At 68.4% G+C, this 18561-nt stretch carries 22 protein-coding genes; 6 read left to right on the forward strand and 16 right to left on the reverse strand.

What is annotated here, in order from left to right; all coding sequences use genetic code 11:
* Nucleotides 1-30 precede the first annotated feature (30 nt).
* Complete coding sequence (locus GVN21_RS11325; protein WP_166574854.1) at nt 31-300, forward strand: type II toxin-antitoxin system VapB family antitoxin; 270 nt, start codon at nt 31-33, stop codon at nt 298-300.
* Nucleotides 297-695, forward strand: a complete 399-nt coding sequence (locus tag GVN21_RS11330) for a type II toxin-antitoxin system VapC family toxin (protein WP_166574855.1) — start codon at nt 297-299, stop codon at nt 693-695. Before GVN21_RS11325 ends, GVN21_RS11330 begins: the two co-directional genes overlap by 4 nt.
* Here GVN21_RS11330 and GVN21_RS11335 read toward each other — a convergent pair.
* From GVN21_RS11335 to GVN21_RS11350, 4 genes are read right to left on the reverse strand one after another with little or no spacing between them, the layout of a single operon-like run.
* The gene (locus GVN21_RS11335; RefSeq protein ID WP_166574856.1) at nt 683-1654 is read right to left on the reverse strand and encodes an L-threonylcarbamoyladenylate synthase; all 972 of its coding nucleotides are present in this window, start codon (nt 1652-1654) and stop codon (nt 683-685) included. The two genes, GVN21_RS11330 and GVN21_RS11335, sit on opposite strands and share 13 nt — an antisense overlap.
* On the reverse strand, nt 1582-2148 hold the full coding sequence (locus GVN21_RS20870; RefSeq protein WP_166574857.1) for a YceI family protein: 567 nt from the start codon (nt 2146-2148) through the stop codon (nt 1582-1584). The genes GVN21_RS11335 and GVN21_RS20870 overlap by 73 nt, the downstream gene beginning before the upstream one ends.
* 2 nt (nt 2149-2150) lie before the next feature.
* A complete protein-coding gene (locus GVN21_RS11345) occupies nt 2151-2738 on the reverse strand; it encodes a cytochrome b (protein ID WP_166574858.1) in 588 nt (195 codons plus the stop codon).
* The gene (locus GVN21_RS11350) at nt 2735-3325 is read right to left on the reverse strand and encodes a YceI family protein (RefSeq protein ID WP_166574859.1); all 591 of its coding nucleotides are present in this window, start codon (nt 3323-3325) and stop codon (nt 2735-2737) included. Before GVN21_RS11350 ends, GVN21_RS11345 begins: the two co-directional genes overlap by 4 nt.
* Before the next feature lie 111 nt (nt 3326-3436).
* Between GVN21_RS11350 and GVN21_RS11355 the strand changes: the two genes are divergently transcribed.
* Nucleotides 3437-5128, forward strand: coding sequence for an acyl-CoA dehydrogenase (locus GVN21_RS11355; RefSeq protein ID WP_166574860.1), 1692 nt, complete (start codon nt 3437-3439; stop codon nt 5126-5128).
* A gap of 69 nt (nt 5129-5197) precedes the next feature.
* Entirely contained in the window at nt 5198-6073 is an 876-nt protein-coding gene (locus GVN21_RS11360; RefSeq protein WP_166574861.1) for an alpha/beta hydrolase, read from the forward strand.
* 45 nt (nt 6074-6118) lie between these two features.
* Here GVN21_RS11360 and GVN21_RS11365 read toward each other — a convergent pair whose 3' ends face one another.
* Entirely contained in the window at nt 6119-6601 is a 483-nt protein-coding gene (locus GVN21_RS11365) for a peroxiredoxin (protein ID WP_166574862.1), read from the reverse strand.
* 113 nt (nt 6602-6714) lie between these two features.
* Between GVN21_RS11365 and GVN21_RS11370 the strand changes: the two genes are divergently transcribed.
* Nucleotides 6715-7293 carry a YqgE/AlgH family protein gene (locus tag GVN21_RS11370; RefSeq protein WP_166574863.1) on the forward strand — a complete coding sequence of 193 codons (579 nt, stop codon included), beginning with the start codon at nt 6715-6717 and terminating at the stop codon, nt 7291-7293.
* An 18-nt stretch (nt 7294-7311) separates the two neighbouring features.
* Complete coding sequence (locus GVN21_RS11375) at nt 7312-7743, forward strand: nuclear transport factor 2 family protein (RefSeq protein WP_166574864.1); 432 nt, start codon at nt 7312-7314, stop codon at nt 7741-7743.
* A gap of 197 nt (nt 7744-7940) precedes the next feature.
* Here GVN21_RS11375 and GVN21_RS11380 read toward each other — a convergent pair whose 3' ends face one another.
* The 11 genes from GVN21_RS11380 to ctaD form a co-directional block, all read right to left on the reverse strand.
* Entirely contained in the window at nt 7941-9602 is a 1662-nt protein-coding gene (locus GVN21_RS11380; protein WP_166574865.1) for a bifunctional diguanylate cyclase/phosphodiesterase, read from the reverse strand.
* 100 nt (nt 9603-9702) lie between these two features.
* A complete protein-coding gene (locus GVN21_RS11385; RefSeq protein WP_166574866.1) occupies nt 9703-10290 on the reverse strand; it encodes a GNAT family protein in 588 nt (195 codons plus the stop codon).
* A gap of 32 nt (nt 10291-10322) precedes the next feature.
* Complete coding sequence (locus tag GVN21_RS11390; RefSeq protein ID WP_166574867.1) at nt 10323-11591, reverse strand: pitrilysin family protein; 1269 nt, start codon at nt 11589-11591, stop codon at nt 10323-10325.
* Nucleotides 11588-12991 carry a threonine synthase gene (thrC, locus tag GVN21_RS11395; RefSeq protein WP_166574868.1) on the reverse strand — a complete coding sequence of 468 codons (1404 nt, stop codon included), beginning with the start codon at nt 12989-12991 and terminating at the stop codon, nt 11588-11590. Before thrC ends, GVN21_RS11390 begins: the two co-directional genes overlap by 4 nt.
* Nucleotides 12988-13734 (reverse strand): SURF1 family cytochrome oxidase biogenesis protein, encoded by a 747-nt coding sequence (locus tag GVN21_RS11400; RefSeq protein WP_166574869.1) that lies wholly within the window; start codon nt 13732-13734, stop codon nt 12988-12990. The genes thrC and GVN21_RS11400 overlap by 4 nt, the downstream gene beginning before the upstream one ends.
* Nucleotides 13724-14083 carry a DUF983 domain-containing protein gene (locus GVN21_RS11405; RefSeq protein WP_346764250.1) on the reverse strand — a complete coding sequence of 120 codons (360 nt, stop codon included), beginning with the start codon at nt 14081-14083 and terminating at the stop codon, nt 13724-13726. Before GVN21_RS11405 ends, GVN21_RS11400 begins: the two co-directional genes overlap by 11 nt.
* 2 nt (nt 14084-14085) lie before the next feature.
* Nucleotides 14086-14964 (reverse strand): cytochrome c oxidase subunit 3, encoded by an 879-nt coding sequence (locus tag GVN21_RS11410; protein WP_166574870.1) that lies wholly within the window; start codon nt 14962-14964, stop codon nt 14086-14088.
* A gap of 65 nt (nt 14965-15029) precedes the next feature.
* Nucleotides 15030-15653 carry a cytochrome c oxidase assembly protein gene (locus GVN21_RS11415; RefSeq protein WP_166574925.1) on the reverse strand — a complete coding sequence of 208 codons (624 nt, stop codon included), beginning with the start codon at nt 15651-15653 and terminating at the stop codon, nt 15030-15032.
* Entirely contained in the window at nt 15631-15825 is a 195-nt protein-coding gene (locus GVN21_RS11420; RefSeq protein WP_166574835.1) for a hypothetical protein, read from the reverse strand. Before GVN21_RS11420 ends, GVN21_RS11415 begins: the two co-directional genes overlap by 23 nt.
* Nucleotides 15825-16796, reverse strand: coding sequence for a heme o synthase (gene cyoE / locus GVN21_RS11425; RefSeq protein WP_166574871.1), 972 nt, complete (start codon nt 16794-16796; stop codon nt 15825-15827). Before cyoE ends, GVN21_RS11420 begins: the two co-directional genes overlap by 1 nt.
* An 84-nt stretch (nt 16797-16880) precedes the next feature.
* Entirely contained in the window at nt 16881-18548 is a 1668-nt protein-coding gene (ctaD, locus tag GVN21_RS11430; protein ID WP_166574872.1) for a cytochrome c oxidase subunit I, read from the reverse strand.
* Nucleotides 18549-18561 lie beyond the last annotated feature (13 nt).

Below are 18561 nucleotides of genomic sequence, written 5' to 3' on the forward strand. Positions count from 1 at the left end.
TATATACTGAGGTATATATCGGAGAGCACCATGAGTATCTTCATCAGGAACCCCGAGACGGAGCGAAAGGTCAGGGAGTTCGCGGCCATGGATGGCCTGACCCTCACCGGCGCCATCGACGCGGCGATGGATGAGGTGCTTGCGAAGAGGAAAACCGCCAAGCCTCGCCGCACGATGGAATCGATGATCGCCGCCAATGAGCGGTTTCGGAAGGCCGCAGGCCTCGACAAACCTCATGACCCGATCACCAAGGCGGACTTCGATGCGCTGTACGATTACCTCGATGAGGAGATGAAGTGATCGTTGTCGACAGCTCGGCATTGATCGCCATCGCCGAGACCGAAGCCGACTGGAAACCTCTTCTCGCGAGCCTGCTGGGGACCGACCACCCCGCTATTTCGCAGATGAACTACGTCGAAGCCGGGATGGTGCTGACCAACCGTAGCTTCTTTCCTGGCCGAGCCGAGTACGACCGATGGTTGGAAGAATTCGGTGTTGTCGTAGATCGGTCGACGCCTCTCGACGCATACGCTCTGGAGGCCTTCCTGCAATTCGGTCGCGGCCGGCATCCGGCAAAGCTGAACCTGGGCGACTGCTTCGCCTACGCGCTCGCGAAGGCGTTGGATGCGCCACTGCTGTTCAAGGGCAATGACTTTTCCAGGACCGATATTCGGCCCGCCCTTCAGCCCACGTAGCCAGAGGCCCGCGTCAGGCGGTCGTTGATCGCTTCCCCTAGCCCTTCGTCCGGAATTGGCGCCACTGCGATAGCTGTCGGCTTCGTCCTGTCCGCGGCCCGCAGCATGGCGAACAAATTGGCGGCAGCCTCAGCCAGATCCGAGCCCCGGCTGAGGTTGAAGGGGCTGTCGGAGGGGCCGAAGGCGAGGAAGGCTTCGCCGGGGTTGGGGCCTGTGGCGTTCAGGCGGACGGGGGCGTCCGGGGCGTAGTGGAGGGCGAGGCGGCCGGGGGAGCGTTTGGCGTCGGCTTCGGCGTCGGCCAGAGGGCCGATCAGGGCTTCGATCTGGACGCGGGTCACGGCGCCGGGGCGCAGCAGGCGGGCCGGGCCGTCGAGGACAGAGACGACCGTCGATTCCAGGCCGACCTGACATGGGCCGCCGTCGAGGGCGGCGGCGGCCTTGTCGCCGGTTTCCTCGACAGCGTCGGCATAGGTGGTGGGGCTCGGCCGGCCGGAGCGATTGGCGCTTGGGGCGACCAGGGGACGGCCGAAGGCGGTGAGCAGGGCGCGGGCCATGGCGTGGCCGGGGACGCGGAGGGCCACGGTGTCGAGGCCGGCGCGGGCGAGGTCGCAGACGGCTGTCAGGTCGCGCAAGGGGGCGACCAGGGTCAGCGGGCCGGGCCAGAAGGCTTGGGCCAGCTTGAGGGCGCGGTCGTCCAAGTGCGCGATGCGCTCGGCCGCCGCGAGGTCGGCGACATGGGCGATCAGGGGGTTGAAACGGGGGCGGCCCTTGGCCTCGAACACCCGCGCCACGGCCAGGGGGTCGGCGGCGTCGGCAGCCAGGCCGTAGACGGTTTCGGTGGGCAGGATGACCAGGCGGCCGTCATTCAGCGCCCGGACGGCGGCGTCTATTTCGCCCGCCTGGCGGTCACCTGAACGGTCACCGTCACCGGGTCCGGAATGACGTCGATCTTCTTCCACTCGTCCTGTCCCACGCCGAAGGCCAGCCGGCTGAGGCTGATCCGGGCGTTCATCTTCGCCTGATCGCCGGTGATGACCAGGGTGAAGGGCAGGGTCAACGGTTTGCTTTGTCCGCGCAGGGTGAGGGTTCCGGTCGCCTGGTAGCGCCCGCCGCCCAGCGCCTTGAACCCGGTGGTCCGATAGACCGCCTTGGGATGAGCCTTGGAGGAGAACCACTTGGGCTCCTTCAGGTTGGCGTCCCGGTCCCCATTGCCTGTGAACACCGAGGCAGTGTCGATGGTCACCACCGCGCTGCTGCCGGCCAGGTTGGCAGGGTCGAAGCGAATCTGGGCGTCCCAGCGGGCGAAGGCGCCGTTGAACCCCTCGCCGTCGAAGCTGGAGGAGAAGCCGATTTTCGAGGCGGCCTTGTCCACAGTCCAGGCGGGCGCCGGGGCGGCGGCGGCCGGCAGGGCGGCCAGGAACAGAACGGCGAGGGCGGCAAGGAGGCGGCGCATGATCAGGCTTTCGGCGGGGGCAGGAAGGGGATGATCCGGCCCAGCTCCCCGTCCTTGTCCAGGAACTGGTGCTTCAGGGCCCCCAGGACGTGCAGCGGGAAGAGGACGTAGACCAGGGCCTTGGCCAGCACGTCGTGACCGAGGCCGAAGGCCTGGCCGATGCTCTTGGCCTGGTCGCGCGGCAGGTCGCTGATGAAGCCGATGGCCGGCCAGTCGAACAGGCCCCAGAAGCTGATTGGATAGATCTTGATCACCGGGCTGGCCGAGGTCATCGCCCAGCCGCTCAGCGGCAGGCCGATCATCACCACGTAGAAGCCCCAGTGGACGATGTGGGCCAGGGCCTTCTCCCAAGCCTTGAGGTGCGAGTTCATTACCGGCGGGCGGTGGGTCAGGCGCCAGGCCAGACGCGCCAGGCTGAGCAGCAGGATGCTGATGCCCATGGTCTTGTGCAGCTGCATCAGCTGAATCTTCTGTTCCCCGCCCTCCATGTCGCCGCCGACCCAGCCGAGGCCCACATTTGCGATCAGCATGGCGGCGATCAGCCAGTGCAGGGTCATGGCGACGGCGGAATAGCGACGGGCATCGGTCATTGGCGCAGGAACTCCACTTCGATGATCAGCTCGATCTCCTCGCCGGCGAACATCGACATGCTGGTCGAGCCGAACTCGGATCGCTTGATGAGGCCGGTGGCGGAGAAGCCGGCGCGGGCGCCGAGCAGGCCCTGCTCATAGCCGCGAAACTCGACGTCCAGGGTCACCGGCCGGGTGACGCCGCGCAGGGTCAGGTCGCCGATCAGCTGGCCCTTGGCCCCGTCGCGCTTGATCTCGCGGGAGACGAAGGTCGCCTTCGGGTGTTTCTTCGCATCGAGGTAGTCGTCGGCGAAGTTGGCGCTGGTCTTGGGATCGCCGACGTCGAGCGAGGTGGTGTCGATGGTTACGGTGACCTTGGCGGCTTCAGGCGCCTTGGGGTCCCAGACGTACTGGGCGTCGAAGCGGTTGAACCGCATGGTGTAGTTGGACAGCCCCATGTGACGCACGCGGGCAACCAGCGAGGCGTGGGTCTTTTCCAGCACATAGGTCCCGGCCGGCATCTTCGCGGGGTCGGTGGCCGGCGCCGCCAGGACAGGCGTCCCACAGACAAGCGCGACGGCGAGGGCGGCGGCGAACAGGCGCGACATCGGTGCTCCAAAGACTGGACAGTAACCTTAGTGCCCGGATCGGCTTAGGAAAGCCCCTTGCGACGCCGGGTCCCGGGTGTATCGAGGCTGGGCCGCGAACAGGACCTTTCCATGACCTACCAGCCGCCGATCCCCGACCTGACCCTGGCCCTGAAAGCGGCCGGCTTCGACCAGCTGCGGGAGGCCTATCCGGAGGCCGATGCGGCCACGGTCGAGGCGGTGCTGGACGGCGCCGGCGCCTTTGCCGCAGAGGTGATCGCCCCGCTCAACCGGCCGGGGGACCTGGCCCATGCCAAGTACGCCAACGGCAAGGTCACCGCCGCGCCGGGCTATGCCGAGGCGGTGCGGGCGTTCGGGGAAGGCGGCTGGAACAGCCTGTCAGCCGAGCCTGAGTACGGCGGCCAGGGCCTGCCCAAGGCGCTGGAGATCGCGGTGTTCGAGATGTTCAACGCCGCCAGCCTGGCCTTCGGTCTGTGCCCGATCCTGACCCAGGGGGCCATCGAGGCCCTGGCCGCCCACGGTACGGCGCGGCAGAAGGCCCTCTATCTGCCGCGCATGGTCGGCGGGGAATGGACCGGCACCATGAACCTGACCGAGCCGCAGGCCGGCTCGGACCTGTCGGCGCTGACCACCCGCGCCGACCCCGACGGCGAGGGCGGTTGGAGGCTGACGGGGCAGAAGATCTACATCACCTGGGGAGACCACGACGCAGCCGACAACATCGTCCACCTGGTGCTGGCCCGCACGCCGAACGCCCCGGCGGGGGTGAAGGGCATCTCTCTGTTCGTGGCGCCGAAGTACCTGGTCGGTGAGGATGGCAGCCTGGGCTCGGTCAACGACCTGCGTCCGGCCGGGATCGAGCACAAGCTGGGCATTCACGCCTCGCCGACCTGCGTGATGGCGTTCGAGGGGGCGAGGGCGGAGCTGGTCGGCGTCGAGGGCCAGGGACTGGCCCATATGTTCACCATGATGAACGCCGCGCGGCTGCAGGTCGGCGCCCAAGGGGTGGCCATCGCCGAGCGGGCCTACCAGCAGGCGCTGGCCTTCGCCCAGGATCGCCGCCAGGGCCGCTCGGCCTGGACTGGAGAGTCGCCGGCCCCGCTGTTCGACCTGCCGGACGTGCGGCGCACCCTGATGCTGATCAAGGCCAAGATCGCGGCGGCGCGGGGCGTCTGCCTGGCCACCGCGGTGTCGGCCGACCTTGGCCGGGCCGGCGATGCGGCGGCGAAGATGCGCGAGGAGCTGCTGACCCCGATCGCCAAGGGCTGGTCGACCGACGTCGGCGTCTGGGCCGCCTCGGAGGCGCTGCAGGTGCACGGCGGCATGGGTTTCGTCGAGGAGACGGGCGCGGCGCAGCACTACCGCGACTGCCGCATCCTGCCGATCTACGAGGGCACCAACGGCATCCAGGCCATCGACCTGATCGGCCGCAAGCTGACCATGGGCGACGGGGCGGCGATGGCGTCCCTGGTCGCCGACATGCGCGAGACGGCGCGGGCGCTGAAGGGCGAGGCGGTCGGCGACCGGCTGGGGGCGGCGGTCGATGCGATGGCGGCGGCGGGGGATTGGCTGGCGGAGCAGCGTGGGACACCTGACGCCCTGGCTGGGGCGACGGCGTTCCTGCGGCTGTGCGGGGAGACGGTCGGCGGCTGGATGCTGGCGCGGCAGGCGCAGCTTGACGCACGGATGGCGCCTTTGGCGGCGCTCTACGCCGGCCAGGTTCTCAGCGGCGTCCCCGGCCAGGTGGCCGCGGTGACGCAGGGGGCGGGGCCGCTTGAGGCCTTCACAGCCGAGACGGCTTGAAGGCCCGCAAGGACGCTTGCCAAGGTGATCGAAACGGCGTTCGCTCGGATACTCAATCCGGAGAATTTCATGCGTCGCGCCGTCGTCCTGGCCCTTGTCGCCAGCAGCCTTTGCCTGGCGGCCCCGGCCGTGTCCCAGCAGACGAGCGAACAGACCTACAAGGCGTATGGGAAGACGGCCTCGAAGCCGACTCTGGTCGCCCGTTATGGCCCTGACGATCTGCGTATCGGCCAGCTGCGGCTCCCCCCCGGCAAGGGGCCTTTCCCGGTCGCGGTTGTGATCCATGGCGGGTGCTGGTCGGCTGAGTACGACACCCTCGACGGCATCGCGGGGTTCGCCGACGCGCTGACCCAGCGCGGCTTCGCGACCTGGAACATCGAGTATCGCCGCCTGGGCAACCCGGGCGGAGGATGGCCCGGCACATTCGAGGACGTCTCGGCCGGGATCGACCACCTGGCGGAACTGGCCAAGACCCAGCCCCTGGACCTGTCGCGGGTCACGATCGTCGGCCATTCGGCGGGCGCCCATCTGGCGTTGTGGGGCGCCTCGCGGGGGAAGCTCGGCGGCGCCTACCCGCCCAAGGTCAAACCCGTTTCGGTGTTCGCCATCGACGGCCCGTCCACCCTCGCGCCCTTCATCGGCATCGACCGACAGGCCTGCGGCAAATCGGTAATCGAGCCGTTCATGGGCGGGGCGCCGGCCGACCGAGCCGACGCCTATCGCCTGGCCTCTCCAGCGGAGCATCTGCCGCTGGGGGTGGACCAGTACATCGTACAGGGCTCGCTTACCCCGCTTATCGCGCCGTACGCCCAGGCCGCCAAGGCTTCGGGTGACCGTGTCGAGGTGCTGCAGGCGGGCGAGGATCACTTCGACATGGTGACCCCCGACACCGAGAACGGCAAACGTACCCTAGACTTCATCGCCAGCCGCGCCTTCGCCAAGTAGGCTCCCGCCAGGCCCCGTGATGGGGACTGGCGGGGTCGGTAAGCCCTACAGCTGGGCCAGCATGTAGTCGGCGGCGCTGACCTTGAATTCGCCACCCTGTTCGACGTTCAGAGTCTCGACCACGCCGTCCTTGACGACCATGGAATAGCGCTGGCTGCGCGAGCCCATGCCGAACTTGCTGCCGTCCATCTCCAGACCGATGGCCTTGGTGAAGTCCCCGTTGCCGTCGGCCAGCATGATGATGTCCTCGCCGACGTTCTGGTCCGCGCCCCAGGCCTTCATCACGAACACGTCGTTGACCGACAGGCAGGCGATCGTGTCCACGCCCTTGGCGCGGAACTCGGCGGCGTGCTCCTTGAAGCCGGGCACATGCTTGGCCGAGCAGGTCGGGGTGAAGGCGCCGGGGACCGCGAACAGGGCGACGGTCTTGCCCTTGAACAGCTCGTCGGTGGTGACCGGCCGCGGGCCCTCGGCGCCGCTGGTCATAAAGGTGGCGTCCGGCAGCTTGTCGCCGACTTTGATGGTCATGAAGTCTCTCCCTGGTCCCGGCATCGGGTGTCGAGAAGGCAAATAGAGGGCTCGGGCTTTCCCGCCAAGCGGCGTGTCTTGAAACAGCCGCCAACCGGGCCGATGTTGCACCCATGGCCTCTTCCGAAGATGACAGCGAGTTCCTGGCCGGGCGGCTGCTGATCGCCATGCCGGGCATCGACGACGAGCGGTTCGAGCGGGCGGTGATCTATGTCTGCGCCCACGACGACCAGCATGCCATGGGCATCACCCTGAACCGGCCGGTGGACGGGCTGACCATGCCGGACCTGCTGACCAAGCTGGGTGTCACCGTGACCGACAACCACCGCGACGACATCGTGCTGATGGGCGGGCCGGTGGAGCGCGAGCGCGGCTTTGTGCTGCACACCGACGACTATGCGAGCCCGGCGGGAACTTTGCCGGTGGCCGAGGGCGTCGCCCTGACCACGTCGCGCGAGGTGCTGGCCGCCTTGGCCGCCGACGGGCCGCCGCGCAAGGCGGTGCTGGCCCTGGGCTATGCCGGCTGGGGCGCCGGTCAGCTGGAGGCGGAGATGCGCCAGAACGTCTGGCTGGTCGGCGATCCGGACCCCTCCCTGCTGTTTGGCGACGACCATGAGCACAAGTGGTCGGCGGCCCTGGCGCGGCTGGGGATCAGCGCCGATCATCTGTCGGGACAGGCCGGGAGAGCTTGACTTAAGCAGGGGGAAGACATGGCCGATCTGGCGGCGCGGCGCATCCAGGTGGTGCGCGACCACATGGCGCTAGAGGTGACCCACGACTGGGATGCGGTGATCGCGACCTTCGAGCATCCGAGGTACGAAATGCATGGCGGCGGCCAGGTATTCGACGGCGAGGAGGCCGTGCGCGCCTACTTCGCCGCCAGCCGCACGCCGTTTCCGGACCAGGGCAACGAGGTGATCGCCATCGCGCACGACGGCGAGACGGTGCTGGTCGAGTTCTGGCTGACGGGCACGCATCTGGGGCCTTTGCGGACGGCCAACGGTGTGGTCGAGCCGACCGGTAAGGCGTTCAAGGTGCGGATGGCGGCGGGGTTCGAGTTCGCGCCTGGGTCGGATCGGATCGTCTGCGAGCGGCCGTACTTCGACCAGGGCATGGTCCTGCGGGCGTTGGAGCTGGCTTGAAGCGTTTGCTCTCCGCCCCCGAGAGGGGGCGGAGGACGGTTCGGAGCGTGAGCGACGGACCAGGAGGCGGGGCAGCACCGGCGTTAGGGATTAGCGGTCCACCACCGGCGGGGACCCCCTCGGTTTGGCTCGCTTGCAGCGCTCGCCAAATCCACTCCCGCATTTCATGGGGGAGAGCAATCAATACCGACGCCGCCCTACCCCTGCCGGCGCACCGGCGCCTGGCCGTCGACGTAGCTTTCGTTGAGGTAGACTTCCGCTTCCTGCGGGGAGAGCGGCGGGGCGTAGCCGAAGCCCTGGCCGTAGTCGCAGCCCAGCTCCAGCAAGCGGCCGGCCATCAGGGCGTTTTCGACCCCTTCGGCCACCACTTCCAGGTTCAGGTCCTGGCCGAGCTTCACAACCGACTGCACGATCTTGGCCGAGCCCGGGTTGGCGCCCATCGTCCGGACGAAGTAGCGGTCGATCTTCAAGGTGTCGAAGGGAAGGCGGGTCAGGTAGCTCAACGAGGAGAAGCCGGTGCCGAAATCGTCCAGAGCCAGGCCCGCGCCGCCCGCGCGCAGGGCCTTCAGCACCACGGCGGCGCCTTCCGGGTCGCGCATGATGTCGCTCTCGGTGATCTCCAGCTTGAGAGCGCCAGGGCGCAGGCGGTGCTTGGCGATCAGGCCGGCGACGTCCTCGATAAGGCCCGCGCGGTGAATCTCGCCGGTCGACAGGTTGACGCTGACCGTCAGTTCCCAAGCCGGCGGATGGCGGGCCTGCCAGTCGGCGAGCTGGCGGGCGGAGGCGCGCAGCATCCGCTCGCCGATCTCCTCCATCAGGCCCATCTCTTCGGCCAACGGCAGGAACTCGTCGGGCGGCAGCAGGCCCCGGCGGGGGTGGCGCCAGCGGCAGAGGGCTTCGAAGCCGGAAAGCTCGCCCGTCGAGAGGCGGACCACCGGCTGGAAGAAGGGGCCGATCTCGCCCCGGCCGACCGCCCCGCGAAGATCCGCTTCGAGAGCGAGGCGGGAGAGACCGTCGCTCTCCATGGCGCGGCCATAGGCGGCATCGCCGCCCCGGCCACCGGTCTTGGCCGCCTCGACGGCCAGCTCGGCGCGGCGCAGCAGCTCGGCGGCGTCGGGCGCCTCGATCCCGCCCTGGGCCTCGACGGCCCCCACGGCCAGGGTGGGATGGATGTCGAAACCGGCGATACGCAGGGGCCGCTCCAGCGCCTCGCGCAGCTGGGGACCAGCGGGGATCAGGCCGGGGGCCAGGACGGCGAACTCATCCTCGCCCACCCGGGCCATCAGGCTTTCCGGCGGGAAGGCGGCGGTCAGGCGGGCGCCAAGCGCGGCCAGCACCAGGTCGGCCCGCTCGTGACCGAGGGCCTCGTTGAGGCGGCGCAGGCGGTCGAGGTCGGCGACCACCAGGGTGAAGGGACTGTCGGCCTGCAGCCGCTCGCGGGCGCGGGCGACGAAGCTGCGGCGGTCCAGCAGGCCGGTCAGCGGGTCGGTCTCGCTGGCGGCGAAGGCGGTCTCGGGGGCGACCACGCCGGCGGCGCGGCTGCCCTCCTCCAGCCAGACTCCGCGCCAGACGCCGATCTCGCCGCCGCGCATGCGCAACCGCAGGGAAATCTCGCTGTGCGGCGGTTGTTCGCGCAGCAGCTCCTCGGCCAACACCCGGTCCTGCGGCAGGACCAGGGCGCGCAGGGCGGCTGACGAGCACTCAGGGGCCAACGGTCCCAGGCCCAGGGTGCGGGCCGAGCCGGTGAAGCGGATGCGGTCTTCGGACGGGGACCAGGTCCACAGGGCTACGCCGGCGGCGCCCAACGCTTCCAGCGTCAGGGCGGCGTCCCAGCCTCGGCGGTCGTTACCCAGCGCCATGCGGCGCGCCCCTTTGGAGCCGTGATTTCACTACGGACCGGAGGCTAGGGTGCTTCGGGGCCGGCGGATACCGGTTACCTGCAACGCCCTCCCCCGCCCGTCAGGCCTGTTCCCGCTCCCGAGAAATCAACCCGAACAGGCGATGGTCTCGCCACTCGCCGTTAATTTTCAGATAAGCGCGCGCAAAGCCCTCCTCCTGGAAGCCCGCCTTCAGCAGCAGGGTCGCGGAGGCCTCGTTGCCGGGAACGCAGGCCGCCTCAAGCCGCGAAAGGCCCAGGGTGCGGAAGGCGAAACGGGTGACGGTTCGGACGGCGGCCAGGGTGTGCCCCTGGCGGGCCGTGTGGACGCCGCTCCAGTAGCCGACCGTCCCGGTCTGGGCGACGCCCCGGCGGACGTTGCTGAGGGTGATGCCGCCGGTGAGGGCGCCGGTGTCCTGGGAGAAGACGAAGAAGGGGTAGGTGACGCCGGCGTCGAGGTCGCGTCGCCAGGCGTCGAGCCGGCGGCGGAAGGCGGCGCGGGTCAGGTCGTCGCGCGCCCAGGTCGGTTCCCAGGGCTGGAGGAAGTCGCGCGAGGCGGTGCGGACAGCCGCCCATTCGGCATAGTCGGACGATTTGGGCGGGCGCAGCCGAACCGTGCCGCCGTCGAGGCGGAAGGCGGAGTCCAGGCCGGTCCAGTCGATCAGGGCCATGGAACAATTAGGGTGCGAGGCGGGGGAGGACGTCAACCCTTGGCGAGTGCGTCCGAGAAAGCCTCCACCGCGCCGAGAGCGGTCTTCGACCCCAGGACGGAGCCGGCGGCGAGGCCCGGTTCGAGCAGGCGGTCGCCAACCCGCGCGATGTCGGCGGCGGTGACCGCGTCGATAGCCCGGCCCAGTTCGGCGGCGGGGAACAGGCGGCCGAACAGCAGGGCCTGGCCGGCGGCGGTCTCGGCGCGGGACAGGGGCTGTTCGCGAGCCATGAACAGATGGGCCTTGAGCTGGGCCTTGGCGCGGGCCAATTCGGCTTCGCCGCAGTGCTGGGCCAGATCGAGAATTTGGGCGGCGGTGAGCTCCGCCAGGGGCGCGGCGTCGGCGGCGGCGCAGCCGGCATAGACGCCCAGCATGCCGGCGTCGGCGTAGGTGTCGCTCCAGCCGTCGATGGCGTAGGCGAGGCCGCGCGTCTCGCGGGCTTCCTGGAACAGGCGGCTGGACATGCCGCCGCCCAGCATTTCCACGAACAGTCGCAGGGCGAAGTAGTCCTCGTCGCGGGCCCCGAAGGCGGGGAGCAGCAGGACCAGATGGGCCTGTTCCAGCCGGCGCAGCTTGGCGGCGCGGCCTGGAGAGAAGACCGGGGCGGGTGGGCTTGGCGCGCCCTTGACGGCCGGCTGATCGCCGAAGGCCGCTTCGGCCAGGGACAGCAGCTCGGCCTCGTCGACCGCGCCGGCGGCGCTGACCACCAGCTGGTCGGGGGCGTAGAGTGCGGCGCGCCAGGCCTCGATGGCGGCGCTGTCTGCGGGCTTCAGGGACTTGGTTGTCCCGAGGATGGGGCGGCCGTGCGGCTGGTCCGGATAGGCGCCAGCCTGGGCCAGTTCGAAGACCAGGTCATCGGGTGTGTCGGCGGCCTCGGCGATCTCCTGGGCGACGACCGATTTTTCCTTGGTCAGGTCGGCGGGGTCGAGGGTCGGGCGCAGGACAAGGTCGGAGAGGATCTCCATGCCCAGCGGCAAGCCGCCCTTCAGCGCCCGGATCTGGAAGCTGGTGCGCTCATAACCGGTGGCGGCGTTGACCTGGCCGCCTTGGGACTCGACCGCCTCGACGATCTCGCGGGCCGAACGGGCGCCGGCGCCCTTGAACACCATGTGTTCGAGCAGGTGCGACCAGCCGGAGCGGCCGACGTCCTCGCTGGCCGCGCCCCGGCCGGCGACCACGGACAGGGCCAGGGTCTCAAGGCCCGGCATGGGGTCGCAGATGACGCGGACGCCGTTGGAGAGGGTGTGGATGGCGGGGGTCATCGCCCCGCGAAGCTCCGCACGTAGTCCATGACCACGGCGGCGTCGGCGGGGAGGCGGTCGTAGCGTTCGGGCTTGGTGGACAGGGCGCGGTCGGCGCGGGGGAAGGTCGGTGTTGTGCCGGTGGCGGCGCTGACCGCTTCCGGGAACTTGGCGGCGTGGGCGGTGGAGAGGACGATCACGGGCGTGGAGCCATCCATCCCGGCGCGGCGGACAGCGCTGACGGCCACCGCGGTGTGGGGGTCGATCAGACGGCCGGTCTCGTTAAGGGTGACTAGCATCTCGCGGGCGGTGTCGGGTTCGCTGGTCGAGGCGCCGGCGAACAGTTCACGCATGGCGGCCAGGGCCGAGGGCGGGATGTCGATTACGCCGGTCTCGGCAAAGCCCCGGAAAGCGCGGCCGGTCTCGACGCCGTCGCGGCGGACGGCCTCGAAATAGAGGCGCTCGAAGTTGGAGGCGACCTGGATATCCATGGCCGGGCTCTGGGTGGCGGCCACGTTGCCTCGGGCGTATCGACCGTCCTCGAAGGCGCGGGCCATGATGTCATTGCTGTTGGTGGCGACCAGGATGCGCGGAATGGGCAGGCCCATGCGCTGGGCCACATAGGCGGCGAATGCGTCGCCGAAGTTGCCCGTCGGGATGGCGAAGGACACCGGCCGATGCGGCGCGCCCAGGGCCACGGCAGTGGTGAAATAGTAGACCGCCTGGGCGGCGATGCGGGCGAAGTTGATCGAGTTGACGGCCGACAGGTCGACAGCGGTTGCGAACTGGCCGTCGGCGAACATGGCCTTGAGGATCGCCTGGCAGTCATCGAAGCTGCCCTGGAGGGACAGGTTGGCGACGTTGGCGTCCTCGACCGTGGTCATGAACCGGCGCTGGACTTCGCTGATCCGGCCCTCCGGGAACATGGCGCAGATGCGGACATTGTCACGGCCCCTGAAGGCCTCGACGGCGGCCCCGCCGGTATCGCCGCTGGTGGCGCAGACGATGGTCAGGGTGCGGCCGCGCTGGCCCAGAATATGGTCGTAGAGCCGGGCCAGCAGCTGCATGGCCACGTCCTTGAAGGCCAACGTAGGCCCGTGGAACAGTTCGGCCATGAACAGGTTGGGGCCCAGCTGCGACACCGGGCAGGTCGCGGCATGGGCGAAGGTGGAATAGGCCTCCTGGCACATCTCCAGCAGGACATCGCCCTCGATCTCCCCGTCGGCGAACTTGCCGAGCACGGCGGCGGCGACCTCGGCATAGGGGCGGCCGGCGAAGGCGGCGATCTCTTCCGGCGTGAACGTCGGCCAGGTCTCGGGCACATAGAGGCCGCCGTCGGGGGCAAGGCCGGCCAGCACCGCGTCGAGGAAGCCGATCGGCTGGGCGGCGGAATCGCCGGACCGGGTCGAGATGTATTTCATAGCGCCTTCGTGGACTTGAACCTGCGCCAGAGCATGGCGGCGTAGATGGCGACGAGCGTCGCCGCAAGGCCGTACCAGGTCAGGGCGTACTCGAGGTGACGGTTGGTGATCGACGGCGGCGTCGGGGCCGGGGTCAGGTCGCGGGCCGCCGGGATTTCGCTCTCGACGGAGATGTAGAGGTCATCGATGCCGTTGGATCCGGCGACTGCCGAGATCAGCGACGCATCGCGGGCGTTGGCTCGCAGGCCGCCCGGGATCTTGGCCGGGACCACGACGGCCAGGGCGGATGCCGTTGGCGCGGTGAGCCGCACGATGCCGACCACGGCCCGCGGCGGAGGCAGGGTCGGGACCGCCTTGGGGTCCACAACGCCGTCGAGGGCGTGGAAATAGCCGCGCTCGACGGCCAGGGTGTCGGTTCGCCCGACCAGTGGACAGGGTGTGATGACCCGCCAGGCGACCTCGCCGTTCACCAGTCCGTAGATCAGCGCATTGGAGGCGTCCGGAGCGGTGTCGGGCCGGCACTCAAGGCGGACCTTTCGCCACTCGACCTGTTGGCCGGCCGTCTTGAGTCGAAGGATGTCGTCGATGGAGACCGGGGCGGCGGTGCGGGCCGCCTCGATGCGGGTCAGGATGTCGGTCTTCCAGGCCAGCCGCTGCATCTGCCAGGTTCCCAGCCACAGCAGGATGGCCAGGGCGATGGCCGAGGCGACGGTCAGGATGATCGGGAAGCGTCTAGCGGACATCGTCGCGGCCGGCCTCGCTGGCCTTGTTGGCGAACTGGGCGGCGACCATCAGGCCCTTCATGGGCCGGAGCAGGGCGACGCAGACGATCACGCTGAGCGGCATCCAGATGAGCAGCAGCAGCCAGATGGGCGGGCGCAGGGCGATGAAGTGGAACAGGGCGCCGAAGGCCAGCAGGAATCCGGCGATCAGGATGATGAACACGGCCGGACCGTCACCGCTGTCCGCCTTCGTAAAAGGGGCGCCGCAGGCTTCACAGCCGGGCGCCACCTTCAGGAAACCATCGAACAGGAAGCCCTCGCCGCAGCGGGGGCAGCGGCCTGCCGCCCCCGCCAGGTAGGGGTTCGCCACAGCTACATCGTCCCGAAGATGACGTAGATGAAGGCGAACAGGAACAGCCAGACCACGTCCACGAAGTGCCAGTACCAGGCGGCGGCCTCAAAGCCGAAGTGCTGCTGGGGGGTGAAGCCCTTGCCCATCAGGCGGAACAGGCAGATCAGCAGGAAGATGGTGCCGACCAGAACGTGGAAGCCGTGGAAGCCGGTGGCCATGAAGAAGGCGGAACCGTAGAGGCCCGAGTTGGCGGCCTCTTCCGAGTAGAACAGCTTCTCATGCAGGATGTGCTGGTACTCGTAGACCTGCACCGCGGTGAACAGGGCGCCCAGGATGACGGTGATCAGCAGGCCCTTCTTGGCCGCGCTGCGATCGCCCTGCTGCAGGGCGTGGTGGGCCCAGGTGACCGTGGTGCCCGACAGCAGCAGGATCAGGGTGTTGACCAGCGGCAGGTGGAAGGCCGGGACCAGCTCGACGCCCTTGGGCGGCCACTGCTTCCAGGCCTCGGCCACGCCCTCGAAGTTGCCGATGGCGGGGGTCAGGGTGCGGTGCTCCCAGAACAGGGCGCTTTCGAAGAAGATCCAGAACCAGGCGACGAAGAACATCACTTCCGAAGCGATGAACAGGATCATGCCGTAGCGCAGGCCCAGGCTGACGACCGGGGTATGATCACCCTGGTTGGCTTCCTTGGTGACGTCCATCCACCAGCCGAGCATGCAGTGGAGCACCATGGCGAAGCCGGCGATGCAGACCAGCCAGTTGCCCTTGTCGAGCCCGAACAGGCCCTTCATGCCGATGACGGCGCCGATGGCCATGACCAGGCCCGCGAACGAGCCATAGAGCGGCCAGATGCTGGGGTTGACCAGGTGGTAGTCGTGTTTGACGGCGCCGTGAGCCATGTCTTCTAAGCCCTGCCCTTCTCAATTCTCAGACTCAGAGTCCCCCGGACCCTGAGATGGTTTCGCTATAGCCCCGCCTTGGTCGCATCGCCAAGAGGCGAAGCGGCCTTGGAGGCGTCGGCTTGTTGGGAGTCCACCGGGAAGAAGGTGTAGCTGAGGGTGACCTCGCCCTTGCCCTTCGTCTCGAAGTCGGTCGCGTACTCGGGATCGACGAAGTAGACCACCGGGAACTCGACCGTCTGGCCGGGCTGGATGGTCTGGTCGTTGAAGCAGAAGCACTCGAGTTTCTGGAAGTAGGCGCCGGCCTGTTCGGGCACGACGTTATAGCTGGCCCGGCCGGTGATCGGCGTCTTGCCGTTGTTGGTGACCTTGTAGAAGGCCAGGCCCGTGGCTCCGATCTTCACCTCCTGGGTCACCTGGCTGGGCTTGAAGCTCCAGGGCAGGTCGCGGACGTTGGCGTCGAAACGGATCTGCAGGGTCTTGTCGAGCACCTTGCTCGGGGCGACCTCGGCCTTGCGGATCGAGCCGTCAAAGCCGGTCAGCTGGCAGAAGGCGCGATAGAGGGGCACCGAGGCGTAGGCGGCGCCGACCATGAAGGCCAGGCCGACGGCGCAGAAGATGGCGACCTTGGCGTTGCGTTTGGCGAGCGCCTTGGGGGTAGCCGGGTCAGAGGGGGCGTTCTGCAATATGACCTCCCATCCGCATGACGGTGACCAGGTAGACCAGCACGATGAAGCCGACGAGGCCCAGCGCGATGGCGATGTTGCGGTTGCGGCGCGCCTTGGCGAAGGCGACGGGATCGGCCGGGGGCGGCGGGCGGCCCGGAACGTCGAGGTGCGGCGGCGTCGGGTTGTCGGTCATCAGGCCATCCCCAGCATGCGCTCGGCCGCCAAGGTCGCGAACAGGGCGAACAGGTAGCCGATGGAATAGGCGAACAGGTTACGGGCGTCCTTGGCCCCGGCCTTGACGTCGTAGAGTTCCGGGGTGTTGCGCGGGTCGGCCCCCTCCCCCGCCTTGCTGCGGAACAGCCGCCAGGCCAGCAGCAGGAACACCGCCCCGCCCAGCGCCGAGACCGCGAGATAGGGCAGATGGCCGAGGCCCGTGAAGAAGGGCGCGATGCAGACCGGGATGAGGACGATCGAATAGACCAGGATCTGCAGGCGGGTGGAGGTTGCGCCCTTGACCACCGGCATCATCGGCACGCCGGCCTTGGCGTAGTCCTGGCTGGTATAGAGGCTGAGCGCCCAGAAGTGGGGTGGGGTCCACAGGAAGATGATTGCCACCAGCAGCCAGGCGTTGGCCGGGGCCGTGCCAGAGGCCGCCGCCCAACCGATCGCTGGCGGCAAGGCGCCGGCCAGGCCGCCAATGACGATGTTCTGGGCCGTCCAGCGCTTCAGCCACATGGTGTAGACCACCGCGTAGAAGAAGATGGTGAAAGCCAGCAGACCGGCCGCCAGCCAGTTGGTGGTCAGGGCCAGCAGCAGAACCGACAGCAGGGTCAGCACGATACCCAGGCCCAGCGCATCGGCGCCCTGGACCTTGCCGGCCGGCACCGGGCGTCCGCGGGTGCGGCGCATCACCGCGTCGATGTCGGCGTCGTACCACATGTTGAAGGCGGCGCTGGCCCCGGCCCCGACCGCGATGCAGAGGATGGCCACGGCGCCCAGCAGCGGGTTGATCGGCGTACCGGCGCAGACCAGACCGACAAAGGCGGTGAACACCACCAGGCTCATCACCCGGGGCTTCAGCAGCTGGATATAGTCGGTCCACAGCGCCGGAGCCTTTTGGGCGGGAGCGCGGCGGGCGTCAGGGGCGGTGGTCGAATGGGCCATGGGCTCATCGCCACCCGGAAGCGGCGAACTCATCTTCTGTAATGCGGCGCCGCCGCACCTTTTGGGGTGCGGCGGGCCTGGTCCTTAGTGATGGTCGGGTTCGACCACCGGGGGTTCGTTGAACTGGTGGAACGGCGGCGGCGAGCTGAGGGTCCACTCCAGCGTGGTGGCGCCTTCGCCCCACGGGTTGGCCTCGGCCTTGCGGCGACGCACGGCGGCCTCGATCAGCACCAGCAGGAACACGCCCACGCCGACGGCGGTGATCACATAGCCCCAGGTCGAGACCTGGTTCCAGTAGGTGTAGTTGTCCGCGTAGTCGACATAGCGGCGCGGCATGCCCTGGAGGCCCAGGAAGTGCTGCGGGAAGAACACGATGTTCACGCCGACGAACATGATCCAGAAGTGCAGGGCGCCGAGGAACTCGTTGTACTTCACACCCCACATCTTCTCGAACCAGTAGTAGAAGCCGGCGAAGATGGCGAACACGGCGCCCAGGCTGAGCACGTAGTGGAAGTGCGCCACCACGTAGTAGGTGTCGTGCAGGCTGTAGTCGATGCCGGCGTTGGCCAGGACGACCCCGGTGACGCCGCCGACGGTGAACAGGAAGATGAAGCCGACGGCCCATAGCATGGGCGTCTTGAAGTCGATGGAGCCACCCCACATGGTGGCGATCCAGCTGAAGATCTTCACCCCGGTGGGCACGGCGATGACCATCGTCGCGGCCACGAAGTAGGCCCGCAGGTTGATGCCCATGCCCACGGTGTACATGTGGTGGGCCCAGACGATGAAGCCGACGAAGCCGATGGCGACCATGGCGTAGGCCATCGCGAGGTAGCCGAAGACCGGCTTGCGCGAGAAGGTCGAGACTATGTGGCTGATGATGCCGAACCCGGGCAGGATCAGGATGTACACTTCCGGGTGCCCGAAGAACCAGAACAGGTGCTGGAACATGACCGGGTCGCCGCCGTTGGCGGGGTCGAAGAAGTGGGTCCCGAAGTTACGGTCGGTCAGCAGCATGGTGATGGCGCCGGCCAGGACGGGCAGCGACAGCAGCAGCAGGAACACGGTGACCAGGATCGACCACACGAACAGCGGCATGCGGTGCAGGGTCATGCCCGGCGCGCGCATGTTGAAGATGGTGGTGATGAAGTTGATGGCGCCGAGGATCGAGCTGGCGCCGGCCAGGTGGAGCGAGAAGATCGCCAGGTCCATGGCCGGACCGGTGTGGCCCGAGGTCGAGAGCGGCGGATAGATGGTCCAGCCGCCGCCGAACGCCTTGCCGGGGCCGCCGTCGCTGAACATCGAGGCGATCAGCAGCACCCAGGCGGCGATCAGCAGCCAGAACGAGATGTTGTTCATCCGCGGGAAGGCCATGTCCGGCGCGCCGATCATGATCGGGACGAACCAGTTGCCGAAGCCGCCGATCATCGCCGGCATGACCATGAAGAAGATCATGATCAGGGCGTGGGCGGTGACCACCGCGTTGTAGCCGTGCTTGGACTGCTCGATCAGGCCCAGCAGCTGGACCGAGGAGCCTTCCTTGAAGATCTGGATGCCCGGCTCGTAGAGCTCCCAGCGGATCAGGCCCGACAGCGCCCCGCCCACCAGGCCCGCCATGATGGCGAACAGGATGTAGAGGGTGCCGATGTCCTTGTGATTGGTCGACAGGAACCAGCGGGTGAAGAAACCCGGCTTGTGGTCCGCATCGTCGTGGGCTTCGTGCCCGTGAGCGTCATGAGAGACGGTGGCCATCTAGCGTTACCTG

Origin of the sequence: Caulobacter sp. SLTY, assembly GCF_009905535.1 — a bacterium.
GTDB lineage: Bacteria > Pseudomonadota > Alphaproteobacteria > Caulobacterales > Caulobacteraceae > Caulobacter.